This is a genomic window from Parazoarcus communis SWub3 = DSM 12120 (assembly GCF_003226565.1).
Classification (GTDB): Bacteria; Pseudomonadota; Gammaproteobacteria; order Burkholderiales; family Rhodocyclaceae; genus Parazoarcus; species Parazoarcus communis.
In genome coordinates this window covers 692,451-707,539 of record NZ_QKOE01000001.1, presented here as the reverse complement: position 1 = coordinate 707,539, position 15,089 = coordinate 692,451, and the positions used below count along the sequence as shown (strand labels likewise).

Annotated in this window: 19 protein-coding genes; 16 read left to right on the top strand and 3 right to left on the bottom strand. The window is 60.1% G+C overall.

The window, feature by feature from the left end; genetic code table 11:
* Window position 1: 1 nt before the first annotated feature.
* The 11 genes from rpmD to galE all read left to right on the top strand — a co-directional run bounded on the left by rpmD (window position 2) and on the right by galE (window position 6,348).
* The gene (rpmD, locus tag DNK49_RS03330; RefSeq protein ID WP_110522866.1) at window positions 2–184 is read left to right on the top strand and encodes a 50S ribosomal protein L30; all 183 of its coding nucleotides are present in this window, start codon (window positions 2–4) and stop codon (window positions 182–184) included.
* A gap of 1 nt (window position 185) precedes the next feature.
* Window positions 186–623 (top strand): 50S ribosomal protein L15, encoded by a 438-nt coding sequence (gene rplO, locus DNK49_RS03325; protein WP_110522865.1) that lies wholly within the window; start codon window positions 186–188, stop codon window positions 621–623.
* 14 nt (window positions 624–637) lie between these two features.
* The gene (gene secY, locus DNK49_RS03320) at window positions 638–1,963 is read left to right on the top strand and encodes a preprotein translocase subunit SecY (protein ID WP_110522864.1); all 1,326 of its coding nucleotides are present in this window, start codon (window positions 638–640) and stop codon (window positions 1,961–1,963) included.
* Window positions 1,964–1,966: 3 nt separating this feature from the next.
* A complete protein-coding gene (gene infA / locus DNK49_RS03315; protein ID WP_011767119.1) occupies window positions 1,967–2,185 on the top strand; it encodes a translation initiation factor IF-1 in 219 nt (72 codons plus the stop codon).
* Window positions 2,186–2,210: 25 nt separating this feature from the next.
* The gene (gene rpmJ / locus DNK49_RS03310) at window positions 2,211–2,324 is read left to right on the top strand and encodes a 50S ribosomal protein L36 (protein WP_011767118.1); all 114 of its coding nucleotides are present in this window, start codon (window positions 2,211–2,213) and stop codon (window positions 2,322–2,324) included.
* Between the two features lie 53 nt (window positions 2,325–2,377).
* Entirely contained in the window at window positions 2,378–2,740 is a 363-nt protein-coding gene (gene rpsM, locus DNK49_RS03305) for a 30S ribosomal protein S13 (RefSeq protein WP_110522863.1), read from the top strand.
* A gap of 12 nt (window positions 2,741–2,752) precedes the next feature.
* On the top strand, window positions 2,753–3,142 hold the full coding sequence (rpsK, locus tag DNK49_RS03300; protein WP_110522862.1) for a 30S ribosomal protein S11: 390 nt from the start codon (window positions 2,753–2,755) through the stop codon (window positions 3,140–3,142).
* A 14-nt stretch (window positions 3,143–3,156) separates the two neighbouring features.
* Window positions 3,157–3,786 (top strand): 30S ribosomal protein S4, encoded by a 630-nt coding sequence (gene rpsD, locus DNK49_RS03295; protein ID WP_110522861.1) that lies wholly within the window; start codon window positions 3,157–3,159, stop codon window positions 3,784–3,786.
* 35 nt (window positions 3,787–3,821) lie between these two features.
* Window positions 3,822–4,802, top strand: coding sequence for a DNA-directed RNA polymerase subunit alpha (locus DNK49_RS03290; protein WP_110522860.1), 981 nt, complete (start codon window positions 3,822–3,824; stop codon window positions 4,800–4,802).
* Window positions 4,803–4,829: 27 nt separating this feature from the next.
* Complete coding sequence (rplQ, locus tag DNK49_RS03285; protein ID WP_110522859.1) at window positions 4,830–5,228, top strand: 50S ribosomal protein L17; 399 nt, start codon at window positions 4,830–4,832, stop codon at window positions 5,226–5,228.
* 97 nt (window positions 5,229–5,325) lie between these two features.
* The gene (gene galE, locus DNK49_RS03280) at window positions 5,326–6,348 is read left to right on the top strand and encodes a UDP-glucose 4-epimerase GalE (protein WP_110522858.1); all 1,023 of its coding nucleotides are present in this window, start codon (window positions 5,326–5,328) and stop codon (window positions 6,346–6,348) included.
* Between the two features lie 10 nt (window positions 6,349–6,358).
* Here the strand turns inward: galE and DNK49_RS03275 are convergent, their stop codons facing one another.
* Window positions 6,359–6,658 carry a hypothetical protein gene (locus DNK49_RS03275; protein WP_110522857.1) on the bottom strand — a complete coding sequence of 100 codons (300 nt, stop codon included), beginning with the start codon at window positions 6,656–6,658 and terminating at the stop codon, window positions 6,359–6,361.
* Window positions 6,659–6,764: 106 nt separating this feature from the next.
* The gene (gene uvrA / locus DNK49_RS03270) at window positions 6,765–9,584 is read right to left on the bottom strand and encodes an excinuclease ABC subunit UvrA (protein ID WP_110522856.1); all 2,820 of its coding nucleotides are present in this window, start codon (window positions 9,582–9,584) and stop codon (window positions 6,765–6,767) included.
* Window positions 9,585–9,676: 92 nt separating this feature from the next.
* On the opposite strand from uvrA, the gene DNK49_RS03265 reads away from it, so the two are divergent.
* A complete protein-coding gene (locus tag DNK49_RS03265) occupies window positions 9,677–10,885 on the top strand; it encodes an MFS transporter (RefSeq protein WP_243632221.1) in 1,209 nt (402 codons plus the stop codon).
* A gap of 22 nt (window positions 10,886–10,907) precedes the next feature.
* Window positions 10,908–11,405: a single-stranded DNA-binding protein gene (gene ssb / locus DNK49_RS03260; protein ID WP_110522854.1), complete on the top strand. Its 498-nt coding sequence runs from the start codon at window positions 10,908–10,910 to the stop codon at window positions 11,403–11,405.
* A 52-nt stretch (window positions 11,406–11,457) separates the two neighbouring features.
* Here ssb and DNK49_RS03255 read toward each other — a convergent pair whose 3' ends face one another.
* Window positions 11,458–12,597: a MalY/PatB family protein gene (locus DNK49_RS03255; protein ID WP_110522853.1), complete on the bottom strand. Its 1,140-nt coding sequence runs from the start codon at window positions 12,595–12,597 to the stop codon at window positions 11,458–11,460.
* A gap of 117 nt (window positions 12,598–12,714) precedes the next feature.
* Between DNK49_RS03255 and DNK49_RS03250 the strand changes: the two genes are divergently transcribed.
* The 3 genes from DNK49_RS03250 to DNK49_RS03240 all read left to right on the top strand — a co-directional run bounded on the left by DNK49_RS03250 (window position 12,715) and on the right by DNK49_RS03240 (window position 15,079).
* Window positions 12,715–13,683 (top strand): MBL fold metallo-hydrolase, encoded by a 969-nt coding sequence (locus DNK49_RS03250; RefSeq protein WP_110522852.1) that lies wholly within the window; start codon window positions 12,715–12,717, stop codon window positions 13,681–13,683.
* 130 nt (window positions 13,684–13,813) lie between these two features.
* Window positions 13,814–14,635: a tRNA threonylcarbamoyladenosine dehydratase gene (locus tag DNK49_RS03245; RefSeq protein WP_424444906.1), complete on the top strand. Its 822-nt coding sequence runs from the start codon at window positions 13,814–13,816 to the stop codon at window positions 14,633–14,635.
* A gap of 48 nt (window positions 14,636–14,683) precedes the next feature.
* On the top strand, window positions 14,684–15,079 hold the full coding sequence (locus DNK49_RS03240; RefSeq protein WP_110522851.1) for a sirohydrochlorin chelatase: 396 nt from the start codon (window positions 14,684–14,686) through the stop codon (window positions 15,077–15,079).
* The last annotated feature ends 10 nt before the right edge of the window (window positions 15,080–15,089 follow it).

Here is a 15,089-nt window from a genome sequence, read left to right as displayed (position 1 = left end):
GATGTCCGACAAGAAGATCAAGGTCACGCTGGTCAAGAGCGTGATTGGTACCAAGCAGTCTCATCGTGCGACGGTCCGCGGTCTGGGCCTGCGTCGTTTGAATCACTGCGTCGAGTTGATCGATACGCCGGAAGTTCGCGGCATGATCAACAAGGTCTCCTATCTGGTGAAGTGCGAGGGTTGATATGCGCCTGAATACCATCAAGCCTGGTGCTGGGTCCAAGTCGCCTGCGAAGCGTGTTGGTCGCGGCATCGGCAGCGGCCTTGGCAAGACTTGCGGTCGCGGTCACAAGGGGCAGAAGTCCCGTGCCGGCGGCTTCCATAAGGTCGGTTTTGAAGGCGGTCAGATGCCGCTGCAGCGTCGTCTGCCGAAGCGTGGTTTTGTTTCGCTGACGCGTGCTCGCAATGCAGAGGTCCGTCTGTCCGAGCTGGCTGCGCTGCCGGTGGATGAGGTCGATCTGCTGGTGTTGATGCAGGCTGGCATTGTTCCGGCTGATGCCTTGTCCGCGAAGGTAGTGCTGTCTGGCGAGATCACCAAGAAGGTGGTTCTGCGCGGCGTCGGTGCTACCAAGGGTGCGCGAGCAGCAATTGAAGCTGCTGGCGGCTCCGTGGCTGCTGAGTAAGCACGAGTACGATTGTGGCCAATCCCGCAGCTACCGTGGGAAACCCCGGGCGATTCGGCGATCTGAAAAAGCGCTTGCTGTTTTTGATCGGCGCTTTGATTGTCTATCGCCTGGGCGCTCACATCCCGGTCCCCGGTATCGATCCTGAACGTCTGGCTGAGCTGTTTCAGTCGCAGGCGGGCGGCATTCTCGGGGTGTTCAACCTGTTCTCCGGTGGTGCGCTGTCGCGTTTCACGATCTTCGCGCTTGGGATCATGCCGTATATCTCGGCATCGATCATCATGCAGTTGATGACTGTTGCGGTGCCGCAGTTCGAAGCGCTGAAGAAGGAAGGTGAGGCTGGGCGTCGCAAGATCACTCAGTACACACGTTACGGCACGCTGGTGCTTGCGTTTGCGCAGTCGCTCGGTATCGCGATCGCGCTGGAAGGTCAGCCAGGTCTGGTGCTGGATCCGGGCTTGATGTTCCGCTTCGTCACGGTTGCGACGCTGGTCACGGGGACGATGTTCCTGATGTGGCTGGGCGAGCAGATCACTGAGCGCGGTATCGGCAACGGTATTTCAGTCATCATTTTCGCGGGTATCGTGGCAGGTCTGCCGAGTGCGTTGGGTGGGTTGTTCGAACTGGTACGCACCGGTGCGATGCATCCTTTCACTGCTCTGGTGATCTGTGTGCTCGTGGTGCTGGTGACGGCGTTCGTGGTGTTTGTCGAGCGTGGTCAGCGCAAGATTCTGGTGAACTACGCCAAGCGACAGGTGGGTAACAAGGTGTACGGCGGTCAGTCGTCGCACCTGCCACTGAAGTTGAACATGTCGGGTGTGATTCCTCCAATCTTCGCATCCAGCATCATTCTGTTTCCGGCAACGCTGGGGCAGTGGTTCGGCGCATCGGAAGGGATGGGGTGGTTGCGCGATATCGCATCTACGCTGTCTCCGGGGCAGCCGATCTATGTGATGTTGTATGCGGTGGCGATCGTGTTCTTCTGCTTTTTCTACACTGCGTTGGTATTCAATGCACGGGAGACGGCAGATAACCTGAAGAAGAGTGGCGCCTTCGTGCCCGGGATTCGTCCTGGGGATCAGACGGCACGCTACATCGACAAGATCCTGATGCGTCTGACGCTTGCGGGTGCGGTCTACATCACGTTGGTGTGTCTGTTGCCTGAGTTCCTGATCCTGAAGTGGAACGTCCCGTTCTATTTTGGCGGTACCTCACTGCTGATTATCGTGGTGGTGACGATGGACTTCATGTCCCAGGTCCAGGCGTACGTGATGTCGCATCAATATGAAAGTCTGCTGAAGAAAGCAAACTTCAAGGGCGCGGGTCTCCCGATCAGGTAAGCGATGGCGAAGGAAGACGTAATCGAGATGCAGGGAGAGGTCACCGAGAACCTTCCCAATGCAACGTTCAGAGTCAAACTCGAGAACGGCCATATGGTGCTCGGACATATCTCCGGGAAGATGCGGATGCACTACATCCGCATCCTGCCTGGCGACAAGGTTACCGTCCAACTGACCCCGTATGACCTGACGAAGGGCCGGATTGTGTTCCGGACCAAGTGAAAGAATAGAGAAACAGGAGCAAATCATGAGAGTCCAGGCTTCAGTAAAGAGGATCTGCCGTAATTGCAAGATCATCCGTCGTAAGGGTGTCGTCCGTGTGATCTGCACGGATCCGCGACACAAGCAGCGCCAGGGTTGATCTTGTCAAGCCCAGGTATTAAAATTTAATGTTTAGCGTTTTGGGGTAAACGAATGGCCCGTATTGCTGGGGTAAACATTCCCAACCACAAGCATGCCGAGATCGCGCTGACCGCTGTCTATGGGATCGGCCGTTCGCGTGCTCAGAAGATTTGCGATGCTGCTGGTATTGCTCGTTCGGCGAAGATCAAGGATCTTACCGAAGCGGACATGGAGAAGCTGCGCGATGAAGTGGGTCGGTTTGTAGTGGAAGGCGACCTTCGTCGTGAAGTCACCATGAACATCAAGCGTCTGATGGACCTGGGTTGCTACCGTGGTGTCCGTCACCGTCGTGGTCTGCCGTGCCGTGGTCAGCGCACCCAGACCAATGCTCGGACCCGTAAGGGCCCGCGCAAGGCGATTGCCGGCAAGAAGTGATAGGAACCGATAATGGCTAAGACTGCAACCAAGGTCCGTAAAAAGATCAAGAAGAACGTGGCGGAAGGTATCGTCCACGTTCACGCCAGCTTCAACAACACCATCATCACGATCACCGATCGTCAGGGCAACGCCCTGTCGTGGGCGACTTCGGGTGGTGCCGGCTTCAAGGGTTCGCGCAAGAGCACCCCGTTTGCTGCCCAGGTGGCTGCAGAAGCGGCCGGCAAGGTGGCGCAGGAGTGTGGCATCAAGAACCTCGAAGTACGCATCAAGGGGCCTGGCCCCGGGCGTGAATCTGCGGTTCGTGCGTTGAATGCACTGGGGATCAAGATCTCCAGCATCACTGACATCACGCCGATCCCGCACAACGGCTGCCGTCCGCCCAAGAAGCGCCGTATCTGACAAGGAGTTGAAACGTGGCTCGTAATCTCGACCCGAAGTGCCGTCAGTGCCGTCGCGAGGGTGAAAAGTTGTTCCTGAAGGCTGAGAAGTGCTTCACCGATAAGTGTGCCATCGAGCGTCGTGCCTATGCGCCCGGCCAACATGGTCAGCGCTCCGGTCAGCGTCTTTCCGGCTATGGCGTCCAGTTGCGCGAAAAGCAGAAGATCCGTCGTCTGTATGGCGTGCTCGAGAAGCAGTTCCGCCGTGTGTATGGTGAAGCTGACCGTCGTCGCGGCCAGACTGGTGAGAACCTGCTGCAATTGCTCGAAGGTCGCCTCGACTCGGTCGCTTACCGCATGGGTTTCGGCGGTTCGCGTGCAGAAGCCCGTCAGGTCGTTCGTCATAATGGCGTTCTGGTCAACGGCAAGCGCGTGAATATCCCGTCCTATCTGGTTCGTCCGGGCGATGTGGTGGAAGTCATCGAGCGTGTTCGTAGCCATCTGCGTGTGAAGGCAGCGATGGAAGCGGCTGAATCGCGCGGCTTCCCGGAGTGGATCGAAGTCGACGTGAAGGCTGGCAAGGGCGTTTTCAAAGCGTACCCGCAACGTGCCGAGCTGCCGCCCACAATCAATGAAGGTCTGGTTGTGGAACTGTACTCCCGTTAATCGGGGGTCGTGCTTCTAGTTCCGAGGAAATGTTGATGCAAAGCAATGCACTGCTGAAACCGCGCATCATCGACGTCCAGAGCATCTCGCCGGTTCAGGCGCGGGTGACGATGGAACCGTTCGAGCGGGGCTTTGGCCATACCCTGGGGAATGCGCTGCGGCGCATCCTCCTGTCTTCGCTGCCGGGGCATGCCGCGACGGAAGTGACGATCGAAGGCGTGCTGCACGAATATTCGACGCTTGACGGCATGCGCGAGGACATCGTCGATCTGCTGCTCAACCTGAAGGGTGTGGTTTTCAAGCTCCACAACCGCACTGAGACGATACTGCGTCTCGTCAAGTCGGGTGAAGGCGTGGTGACGGCGGCGGATATCGAGACCGGACATGATGTGGAAATCATCAACCCGGATCACGTGATCGCGCATCTCGCTCCGGGCGGCAAGTTGGACATGCAGATCAAGGTCGAGGAAGGCCGGGGCTATGTGCCTGGCAACAGTCGTCCGGTCAATAGCGAAAGCAAGGCCATCGGTCGCGTTGTGCTGGACGCGTCTTTCAGTCCGGTGCGTCGGGTGAGCTATCTGGTAGAGAGCGCTCGCGTTGAGCAGCGTACCGACCTGGATCGTCTGGTAATCGATATCGAGACCAACGGTGCTGCCGATCCTGAGGAGGCGATTCGCTATGCGGCTCGTGTGCTGATGGATCAGCTGTCGGTGTTCGCGGACCTCGAAGGCACGCCAGCGGTCACGACGACCGTGGTAACTGAGAAGATTGATCCGGTGCTGCTGCGCCCGGTTGATGATCTCGAGTTGACCGTTCGCTCGGCCAACTGCCTGAAAGCCGAGAACATCTACTACATCGGCGATCTGATTCAGCGTACCGAAACGGAGCTGTTGAAGACACCGAATCTCGGTCGGAAGTCGCTGAATGAAATCAAGGAAGTGTTGGCCACTCGTGGGCTGACCCTGGGGATGAAACTGGAAAACTGGCCGCCGGCCGGGCTTGAGAAGCTCGGTTGATTGGTTTCAGTGAAGTGAGGAATTAATATGCGTCACCGTAATGGTCTTCGCAAGCTGAACCGGACCAGCAGCCATCGTCAGGCGATGTTCCGTAATATGGCCAACTCCTTGTTGCGCCACGAAGTAATCAAGACGACCCTGCCGAAGGCAAAAGAGCTTCGTCGAGTCGTTGAGCCGATGATCACGCTTGGCAAGAAACCGAGCTTGGCCAATCGTCGTCTGGCGTTCGACCGTCTTCGTGATCGTGAGATGGTGGTCAAGCTTTTTGACGAGCTGGGTCCGCGCTACGGCGCTCGCAACGGCGGCTATCTGCGTATTCTGAAGTGCGGTTTCCGTGATGGCGACAATGCACCGATGGCTTTCGTCGAGCTGCTGGATCGTCCGGATTCGGATGTGGTTGTTGAAGAGGAAGCAGTTGCCGCGTAAGGCGCGTCTGAGTAAGATGCGTTAGGCATAGAAAAGGTCGGGCGTGCCCGGCCTTTTTTTTGGTCTTCTGTTTCTCTTGGACTGATTGGGGTGGTGGATGGGTGTGTTTCTTGTTACCGGAGGTGCGGGCTATATCGGATCGCACACTTGTCTCGCACTGCTTAGAAGTGGTCACGACGTAGTGGTCGTCGACGATTTTTCGAACGCCTCTCCGCTTGCCCTGGATAGAGTGGAGGGATTGGCTGGACGCAAACTGCTCGAAGTTGCACGAGCAGATGTGCGCGACAGTGTGGCACTTGACCGTTTGTTCACCCACTTTCGGTTTGACGCAGTGATCCATTTCGCCGCGAAGAAGGCGGTTGGTGAGTCTGTACGCTTGCCGCTCGATTACTATGCCAACAATCTGGGTGCGCTTTTCTGCCTACTCGATGCAATGGCGAAACACGACGTCCGGCGCCTTGTTTTCAGCTCGTCAGCGACTGTCTATGGCGATCCGGCTCGCGTTCCGATCACTGAGGATTTTCCTACTGGTGCAACGAATCCCTACGGTCGTACCAAGCTCATGGGTGAAGAGATCCTGCGCGATGTCGTTTTAGCCGATGAGCGCTGGAAAGTTGTGTTGTTGCGTTATTTCAATCCGGTCGGCGCAGATGAGAGTGGTCTGATCGGTGAGGACCCCAATGGTCTTCCGAACAACCTGATGCCCTATGTCAGTCAGGTAGCGGTAGGGAAACTCTCTCAGTTGCAGGTGTTTGGAGGTGATTACCCTACACCGGACGGGACGGGTGTCCGGGATTACATACACGTTGTCGATCTGGCTGACGGCCATGTCCGTGCGGTAGAGCAGTTCGATGCCTTATCCGGGGTGACAACCATCAATCTCGGGACTGGGCGCGGGTATAGCGTACTCGAGGTCGTGTCCGCATTTGAGAAGGCTTCAGGGCGTCAGGTTCCGTACAAGATCGTTGAGCGGCGGGCTGGGGACATCGCTGAATGCTGGGCCAATCCTGATCTGGCCAGGCAACTGCTGGGTTGGTCGGCGATACGGGGGCTCGATCAGATGTGTCGTGATGCCTGGCGCTGGCAGCAGGCAAACCCCCAGGGCTATCGGCAGGATTGAGCTTCCGTTTCTACCAGGCTCGACGAATCCGGTTTCGATACTGGACGTCGTGTGGCAGGTTGTTTTGCTGTGCCTCCAGATGCTGCCGAAAACTGGCACTTGCGTGTTCGAGAGCGTCAGGCGGTAGTTTTGCGATTTCTCGTGGTCGTGCCGTCATTGCCGCCAGTTTGTCGAACGCCTGTTTGCGTGCGGTCTCGTCCGCGGGCAAGTACACGGCAAGTCCCGCATCGGAGAGATTCTTGAGAAAGCGGATGCGGCGGTCGATGCGCTGCAGGAATTGCTCATAGGCGGGGTTCTCGGAATCGCTCATGATGCACTCCATTCAGTCTTAAGTCGTAGTGCTATGGTGTTGCGCCCAGCGCTTTCATACAAGTGGGTTGATTGGTTCGAATGTAAGCAGGTGTGGCAGGTTTGGGTTAGCGCAGCACGGGGCGCAGGAAATGACCTGTATGGCTGGCGTCGCAGGCAGCAATTTCTTCTGGCGATCCCGCGCAGACAATCGTGCCGCCCCCGGCGCCACCTTCCGGCCCCAGGTCGATGACCCAGTCGGCGGTCTTGATGACATCCAGATTATGTTCAATGATCACTACGGTATTGCCTTGGTCGCGCAGGCGGTGAAGTACCTTCAGCAAGAGTTCGATGTCGTGAAAATGCAGGCCGGTCGTCGGTTCATCGAGTATGTACAGGGTCCGGCCCGTGTCGCGCTTGGAAAGCTCCAGGGCCAGCTTTACCCGTTGTGCCTCACCCCCTGACAGGGTGGTGGCGCTTTGTCCCAGGCGTATATAGCCCAGTCCGACTTCGATCAGGGTTTCAAGCTTGCGGGCAACAGAAGGTACCGGCTTGAACACGGTCAAGGCTTCTTCCACGGTCATCTCGAGTACATCAAAGATGGTCTTGCCCTTGTATCGTATCTCCAGTGTCTCACGGTTATAGCGTGTCCCGTGGCAGGTGTCGCAAGGCACGTACATGTCCGGTAGGAAGTGCATCTCGACCTTGATCAGACCGTCCCCCTGGCACGCCTCGCAGCGACCGCCCTTGACGTTGAACGAGAACCGACCCGGGCCGTAGCCCCTGGCGCGTGATTCAGGCACGCCCGCAAACAGTTCTCGGATCGGCGTCATCAAACCGGTATAGGTTGCGGGGTTGGAGCGTGGGGTGCGGCCGATGGGTGACTGGTCGACGTTGATGACTTTGTCGAAGGCCTCGAGGCCGTCAATCTGGTCATGAGCTGCCGGATCCGTGTGGCTGCCGTAGAGTTGCTGTGCTGCCACGGCGGCGAGCGTGTCATTGATCAGCGTCGATTTGCCCGAGCCTGAGACGCCTGTCACGCAGGTCAGCAGGCCGACGGGCAGGCTGACAGAAACATTTTTCAGATTGTTGCCCCGTGCGCCGATGAGCCTTACCTGACGTGCAGGGTCGGGCTGTTTGCGTGTTGCGGGCACAGGGATCTGTCTGCGACCCGCCAGATAGGCGCCAGTCAACGAGGCTTCTGCAGCGAGGATGTCTTGCGGCGTGCCGTGTGCGATCACCTGGCCGCCGTGCTCGCCTGCCCCGGGGCCCATGTCGACAACGTAGTCGGCGCTGCGTATCGCATCTTCATCGTGTTCGACGACGATCACGGTATTGCCGAGGTCGCGCAGGCGGCGCAGGGTTTCAAGCAGGCGGTCGTTGTCGCGTTGGTGCAGGCCGATCGAGGGTTCGTCGAGGACATACATGACCCCGGTCAGGCCCGAACCGATCTGGCTCGCCAGGCGGATGCGCTGAGCCTCGCCGCCTGATAGCGTATCGGCCGAGCGGTCGAGCGACAGGTAATCCAGTCCAACATTGATCAGAAAGCTCAGGCGGTCGTGAATCTCCTTGACGATCTTGTCGGCGATCTGCGCGCGCTGCCCACTCAGCACCAGCTCGCTGAAGAAGTCACGACAGGCTGCCAGGGGGAGGCGGCTGACCTCATGCAGTGGCCGATTGCCGACCAGCACATGACGGGCCTCGGTACGCAGGCGTGAGCCGCCGCAATGGGTGCAGGGCCGGGTCGTACGATATTTGATCAGCTCCTCGCGTACCGCAGCGGAGTCGGTCTCGCGGTAGCGCCGCTCGAGATTCGGGATGATGCCTTCGAACGGATGCTCCTTGGCCACCAGTCGGCCGTTGTCCGCCATATAGCGGAACGCGATTTTCTCGCGTCCGGAGCCGTGCAGCACCAACTCGCTGATTTTTGCTGGCAACTGCTCGAATGGTGTCTCGATGTCGAACCCGTAATGGTTCGAGAGGCTGGTCAGCATCTGGAAGTAGAACTGATTGCGTCGATCCCAGCCGCGAATCGCACCTGCGGCGAGTGACAGTTCCGGATGCGCGACGACACGCACCGGATCGAAAAAGTCGATCTGACCCAGGCCGTCACATTTCGGGCAGGCGCCCGCCGGATTGTTGAACGAGAACAGGCGTGGCTCCAGCTCTCCCAATGCGTAACTGCACACAGGGCAGGCGAAGCGCGCAGAAAACAGATGTTCGGTGCCGCTGTCCATCTCAACAGCTATCGCCCGGCCGTCGGCATGGGTCAGCGCAGTCTCGAACGACTCTGCGATCCGTCCGCGCAAATCCGGGCGTACCTTGAAGCGGTCGATGACCACCTCGACGGTATGGCGGCGGCCTTTCTCGAGGGGCGGCATGGCATCGAGTTCGAGGACCTGGCCATCGACCCGAACCCGCACGAAACCCTGGGCGCGCAGTTCGGCAAACAGCTCATGCTGCTCGCCTTTGCGTCCGGCAACCACGGGAGCCACGATCATCAGGCGAGTCTCTTCGGGTAGCGAAAGCACGTGATCCACCATCTGCGCCACGCTTTGTGCTTCCAGTGGGTGTTCAGGGTGGTCCGGGCAGTGCGGTGTGCCGGCACGTGCATAGAGCAGACGCAGATAGTCGTGAATCTCGGTGACGGTGCCCACGGTGGAACGCGGGTTGTGGCTGGTGGCCTTCTGTTCGATCGAGATGGCAGGCGACAGGCCTTCGATCAGATCGACATCAGGCTTCTCCATCAGCTGAAGGAACTGGCGGGCGTAGGCTGACAGGGACTCTACATAACGGCGCTGCCCCTCCGCATACAGCGTGTCAAAGGCCAGCGATGACTTGCCCGAGCCGGACAGGCCGGTAATGACGGTCAGCCGGTTGCGCGGCAGGTCGAGATTGACGTTCTTGAGATTGTGGGTGCGGGCACCGCGGATGCGGATTTCGTCCATGGCAGGCAACACGGAAGAGAACGTTGCACTATATAAGAGAGAAGCGTCTTCGGGCCAATGTTAGAATCACCTTCTTTTTTTGCCGCCTCCGCATGTCTTCCCCGAAACGCGATCCGATGACCCCCGCCGAGCGCCGCGCTGGCGTCAGCCTGGCGTCCATATTCGCGCTGCGCATGCTGGGCCTGTTCCTCATCCTGCCGGTCTTCGCCGTGCACGCCCATTCGATTCCTGGGGGCGACAACCTGACGCTGGTCGGCCTGGCGATCGGCGCCTATGGTCTGACGCAGGCTTGTCTGCAGATCGCGTTTGGTGCCGCCTCTGACCGCTTCGGGCGCAAACCGGTCATCCTGTTCGGCTTGCTGTTGTTCGTGATCGGCAGTGCGGTGGCGGCAATGGCCGATAACATTTACGTGATCATTGCCGGACGGGTATTGCAGGGCGCTGGAGCGATCTCTGCCGCGGTAACCGCATTGGCGGCTGACCTGACCCGCGATCAGCACCGGACCAAGGTCATGGCGATGATCGGGTCAAGCATTGGCCTGGTGTTTGCGGCTTCCATGGTTGCAGCACCCCTGTTGTACTCGGCCATCGGCATGGCGGGCATCTTCTGGTTGACTGCAGCGCTGGCTGCCGGTGCCATGGTGGTGGTGGTGTGGGTGGTGCCCGAGGCGCCGCCGGTGCCGCGCGCAACGGCTGGCCGCTTCGTCGACATCCTGCGCGACAGCCAGTTGATGCGTCTCAACTTCGGCGTCTTTGCACTGCATCTGATCCAGACCACGATGTGGGTGATGGTGCCTGCTGCACTGGTTTCCAAAGGGGGGCTGGCGCTGGCCGAGCACTGGAAGGTCTACCTGCCAGCGGTGCTGCTCTCGTTTGTGGTCATGGTGCCTGCCATCATCGTGGCTGAGCGTCACAACCGCTTCAAGCAGATCTTCAACACTGCAGTTGCCTTGCTGGTGGTGGTGCAGTTCGGCTTGTATGCGTGGGCAGATGGGTTGATGTCAATTGCATTATGGCTGACACTCTTCTTCGTTGCCTTCAATATCCTCGAAGCGACGCAGCCCTCCTGGATCTCGCGGATTGCGCCGCCTGCATCCAAGGGGACGGCGCTCGGGGTGTACAACACATTGCAGTCCTTTGGACTGTTTCTCGGGGGTGTGCTGGGTGGCTGGCTTGGCCAGCACTTCGGCAATGGTGGCGTGGCGCTCGCCTGTGCCGTGCTGGCCTTGCTCTGGCTGGCGCTGTCGGCGACGATGACGCCGCCCCCGATACGCAAGGCCGCGGTCGCGGCATCGAATTGAAACGAACACACAGGAGAACGGGATGGCATCCCTGAACAAAGTCATTCTGATCGGCAATCTGGGCAAGGATCCGGAAACCCGCTATGCGCCGAGCGGCGATGCGATCACCAACCTGACGCTTGCAACCACCGAGACCTGGAAGGACAAGGCGTCGGGCGAACGTCGCGAGGCGACCGAGTGGCATCGTGTGGTGTTTTTTGGTCGTATTGCCGAAGTTGCTGCGCAATATCTGCGCAAGGGTAGCCAGATCTACGTCGAAGGTCGGCTGCAGACGCGTAAATGGCAGGATAAGGACGGACAGGACCGCTACACCACCGAAATCCGCGGTGACGAGATGAAGATGCTCGGCAGCCGGCGTGAGGGTGGCGATGCGCCGATGCGTGGCGGTGATTCCGGTAACTACGGTGGTGGGGGCTATGACGCGCCGGCCGCAGCGCCCTCGCGCCCCGCGGCCCAGGCGCCGGCTGCCAAGCCTGCACCGGGCGGCTTCGGGGACTTTGACGACGATATCCCGTTCTGACCGGGCAATGTCAGCCCGTATCCTTCCTGTTACGGGCTGACCTCGAAGCGCTTCAAGGTGTCAGCGCAGCGTGCATTCGTTTCAGTGCCTCATCCAGCGTCGTGCTGGGGCAGCCGAAGTTCAGTCTGACGAAACCGGGCATGCCGAAAGCCTTGCCATCGGACAAGCCGACGCCAGCTACCTCAAAAAAGCCTGCCGGGTCGTCCAGTCCAGCTGCGCGGCAGTCGATCCAGGCCAGGTAGGTCGCTTCGGGCGAGCAAGTCTGCAGGCCCGGCATTGCCGAAACCGCTTCCAGTACGCGTTGACGGTTTTCACGCAGATACGCCAGCAGTGCAGTCCGCCAGGGGCCACCTTCGCGGTAGGCCGCTTCGGTGGCGGTCAGGCCCAGCACGTTCACCTGCGGAACGATCCCGCGCATTGCACGTTTGAAACGTGCGCGCAGACTGGCATCGGGAATGATCGCAAATGCGCAATACAGCGCGGGGATGTTCCAGGTCTTTGACGGCGCCATCAGCGTGATCGTGCGTCGGGCGACGGTGTTGTCGAGCGCGGCAATCGGGATGTGCGGATGGTAGTCGTCCAATACCAGGCCGCAGTGGATCTCGTCGCTGCAGATGATCAGGTCACGCTGTTCGGCAAGATTTGCGATCCAGCGTAGTTCGTCGCGGTCGAATGCGCGCCCGACCGGGTTGTGCGGATTGCACAGCATGAACAGGCGGGTGCGTGCGTCCATGGCTGCGGCGGTGGCATCCCGATCCCACAGCCAGCGCTGGCCGTCGAACGTCAGTGCGCAAGTCTGCAGGCGGCGGTCGCTATTTTCAGGTGCAAACAGGAATGGCGGATAGACTGGCGTGGCGGTGAAGACCCCGTCACCGGCTTCGCCCACGGCGCGGCAGGCCAGGTTGAAACCGCTGACGACACCGGGCAGCCACACCAGCCAGTCGGGCTCGATCAACCAGTTGTGGTCGCGAGCGATGCCCGTTATGACCGCTTCGATCAGGCTCGGCCACGGATCGGTGTAGCCGAAGATGCCATGATCCAGCCGCGCCTGCAGGGCCGCAAGGACCGGCGGTGGCGCTGTGAAGTCCATGTCGGCGACCCATAGCGGCAGAATGTCACGGCCCGCGTAGCGTCCCCACTTCTCGCCGGGAACATCGCGGCGATCGGGCTGTCGGTCAAAATTGAAGTCCATGCGAACAGATCGGGTCTTTGGTTCGCAGAGTGTAACGTGTCGTATGCCATATATCACCCTGTCAGGGGTATGGATACAATTGCGCAAAATCATCAAGAACAAGACGGGAGACTCAAGGTGCAGAGCATCGTTACCTATCCGGACGGCATTCATGCAATCGATTCGGGCTATGGCGAGCGTCCTCACGTAGCCGCCATCCATCTGATCATTGATCAGGGCCGTGCGGCGGTTATCGACACCGCCAGCAATGCGTCGGTCCCGCGTATCCTGGGGGCGCTTGCCGGGCTGGGTGTGGCGCCGGAAGCGGTTGATTGGGTGGTCCTGACCCATATCCACCTCGATCATGCAGGAGGGGCTGGCAGTCTGATGTGCGCCTTGCCCAACGCGCGCCTGGTCGTGCATCCGCGTGGGGTGCGGCACATGATCGACCCCGCCCGCCTGTGGGACGGGGCTGCAGCGGTCTATGGCGCCGAGCAGACTTTCCGGCTCTATGGCCGGCTGGCGCCGGTCGAGGCGGGGCGTATCGTTCCCGCTACCGAGGGGCTCGAGTTACCGCTGGGGCAGCGCCGCCTGCGGGTGCTGGATACCCCGGGGCATGCCAGACATCACATCACGCTGTGGGATCCCGTGGCGCGCGCCTGCTTCACGGGTGATGTATTCGGCGTCTCCTACCGCGACCTGGACGTCGACGGTCGTGCCTTCATCTACCCCACGACCACACCATCGCAGTTCGACCCCCACGCCATGCATCAGTCCATCGATCGCCTGCTTGCGCTCGAGCCTGACGCGATGTATCTGACCCACTACAGTCGGGTGACCGAGGTCGAGCGGCTCGCGGCTGACCTGCACCGGCTGGTCGATACCCAGGTCGCGGTGGCGCAGGCTGCGAGGGGAGATGGCGTCGCCCGCCACGTCGAGATCCTCGCGGGCCTCGAGCAGATTGTGCGCGAGGAGACTGCCCGTCAGCAGTGGGCGCTTGACGAGGATCGTGCGCTTGAACTCATGCGCCTCGATCTGGAACTCAACGCCCAGGGCTTGGGCGTATGGCTGGACAGCCTCAAGATGGAAGAGGTTGAGGTCGCCTGACCTTCTTCTCCAGGAGCCCGATCGCCCAAGGGGTTGAGGCGGGATTGGAGCAGGCCGGTAACGGGCAGGGGGCGCCAGCAGCAGCGGCAGACTTTGCGCTGCTGGCTGCTAAACTCACGACCCCTTGCACATGATTGGTCGCATCACGATGTCCGAACCGTTGCCTGAATCGTCCCCCACCCTGCCGGATGTCGATCTCACCCGTCGTTTTGGCGGCATGGACCGGCTTTACGGCGTCGGTACGGTTGATCGTCTGCTTCGCGCCCATGTGTGCGTGGTCGGTATTGGCGGGGTAGGTTCCTGGGTGGCGGAGTCGCTTGCACGTAGTGGTGTCGGGCGCCTGACCCTGATCGACCTCGATCATGTTGCAGAGTCCAACATCAACCGTCAGGCGCATGCCCTGGACGATACGCTGGGGCAAGCCAAGGTGCTTGCCATGGCGGCACGTATCCGCGCGATCAATCCGCTGTGTGACTTGCACCTTGTCGAGGATTTTCTGGACGCTGACAATGTGGCCGGACTGCTGGGCACATTCGACGTTGTTGTCGATGCGATCGACAATGTCCGCGCCAAGGTTGCGATGGCAGCGCACTGCCGTGCCGCGGGGCTGACCTTGATAATGTCGGGTGGGGCAGGTGGCAAGACCGACCCGACGCGTATCCGGGTGGCCGATCTCTCTGCGACGGAACAGGACCCCTTGCTGGCCAAGGTTCGAGCTCAACTGCGCAAGGCGCATGGGTTTCCACGCGACCCCCGGCGCAAGTTCGGTATCGAGGCGGTGTATTCCTGCGAACCCTTGCGTCTGCCGGTGGTCTCTTGCGAAACGGATGCAGGCCGTGGTCCTCAGGGGCTGGCGTGTGCCGGCTATGGTTCGAGCATGGCGATGACGGCCAGTGTTGGATTGTTCGCTTCCGCCCGGGTACTCGAGCATCTTTTGAAAGAATCTTCATGAATCCTGCCGCGACACAAGGCTGTTGCGTGCCTATCGACTGGAAGCATCATGGAATCTGCAAACAAGCCTGAACGTCGTGGCGTCATCCTGTTTGGCCATGGCGCAAGAGATCCGGAGTGGGCAGGGCCGATGCAGCGGATGCGTGCGCATTTGCTGGAGAGCGATCCCGGGCTTGCGGTCGAACTGGCCTTTCTCGAGTTCATGAGCCCGACGCTGGAGCAGGCGGTTGATACGCTGGCGGCTGCAGGGGCGACGAGGCTGGCGGTGGTGCCGGTGTTTCTGGCGCAGGGTGGGCATCTGAAGCGTGACGTGCCGGTGCTGATTGATGCGGCCCGAGCCCGTCACCCCGCGTGCGATATCCGTCTGGCGCTGGCGGCTGGCGAAGCGCCCGGTGTGGTTGGGGCCATTGCAGCATACGCAAGGGATGTGCTCGAAGCCGATTGAGCAAGGTGCT

Bases quoted from the DNA above. Each gene is read 5' to 3' on its own strand.
- rpmD (WP_110522866.1), top strand. From the start codon at position 2: ATGTCCGACAAGAAGATCAAGGTCACGCTGGTCAAGAGCGTGATTGGT.
- rplO (WP_110522865.1), top strand. From the start codon at position 186: ATGCGCCTGAATACCATCAAGCCTGGTGCTGGGTCCAAGTCGCCTGCG.
- infA (WP_011767119.1), top strand. From the start codon at position 1,967: ATGGCGAAGGAAGACGTAATCGAGATGCAGGGAGAGGTCACCGAGAAC.
- rpmJ (WP_011767118.1), top strand. From the start codon at position 2,211: ATGAGAGTCCAGGCTTCAGTAAAGAGGATCTGCCGTAATTGCAAGATC.
- rpsM (WP_110522863.1), top strand. From the start codon at position 2,378: ATGGCCCGTATTGCTGGGGTAAACATTCCCAACCACAAGCATGCCGAG.
- rpsK (WP_110522862.1), top strand. From the start codon at position 2,753: ATGGCTAAGACTGCAACCAAGGTCCGTAAAAAGATCAAGAAGAACGTG.
- DNK49_RS03290 (WP_110522860.1), top strand. From the start codon at position 3,822: ATGCAAAGCAATGCACTGCTGAAACCGCGCATCATCGACGTCCAGAGC.
- rplQ (WP_110522859.1), top strand. From the start codon at position 4,830: ATGCGTCACCGTAATGGTCTTCGCAAGCTGAACCGGACCAGCAGCCAT.
- galE (WP_110522858.1), top strand. From the start codon at position 5,326: ATGGGTGTGTTTCTTGTTACCGGAGGTGCGGGCTATATCGGATCGCAC.
- DNK49_RS03275 (WP_110522857.1), bottom strand. From the start codon at position 6,658: ATGAGCGATTCCGAGAACCCCGCCTATGAGCAATTCCTGCAGCGCATC.
- uvrA (WP_110522856.1), bottom strand. From the start codon at position 9,584: ATGGACGAAATCCGCATCCGCGGTGCCCGCACCCACAATCTCAAGAAC.
- DNK49_RS03265 (WP_243632221.1), top strand. From the start codon at position 9,677: ATGTCTTCCCCGAAACGCGATCCGATGACCCCCGCCGAGCGCCGCGCT.
- ssb (WP_110522854.1), top strand. From the start codon at position 10,908: ATGGCATCCCTGAACAAAGTCATTCTGATCGGCAATCTGGGCAAGGAT.
- DNK49_RS03255 (WP_110522853.1), bottom strand. From the start codon at position 12,597: ATGGACTTCAATTTTGACCGACAGCCCGATCGCCGCGATGTTCCCGGC.
- DNK49_RS03245 (WP_424444906.1), top strand. From the start codon at position 13,814: ATGATTGGTCGCATCACGATGTCCGAACCGTTGCCTGAATCGTCCCCC.
- DNK49_RS03240 (WP_110522851.1), top strand. From the start codon at position 14,684: ATGGAATCTGCAAACAAGCCTGAACGTCGTGGCGTCATCCTGTTTGGC.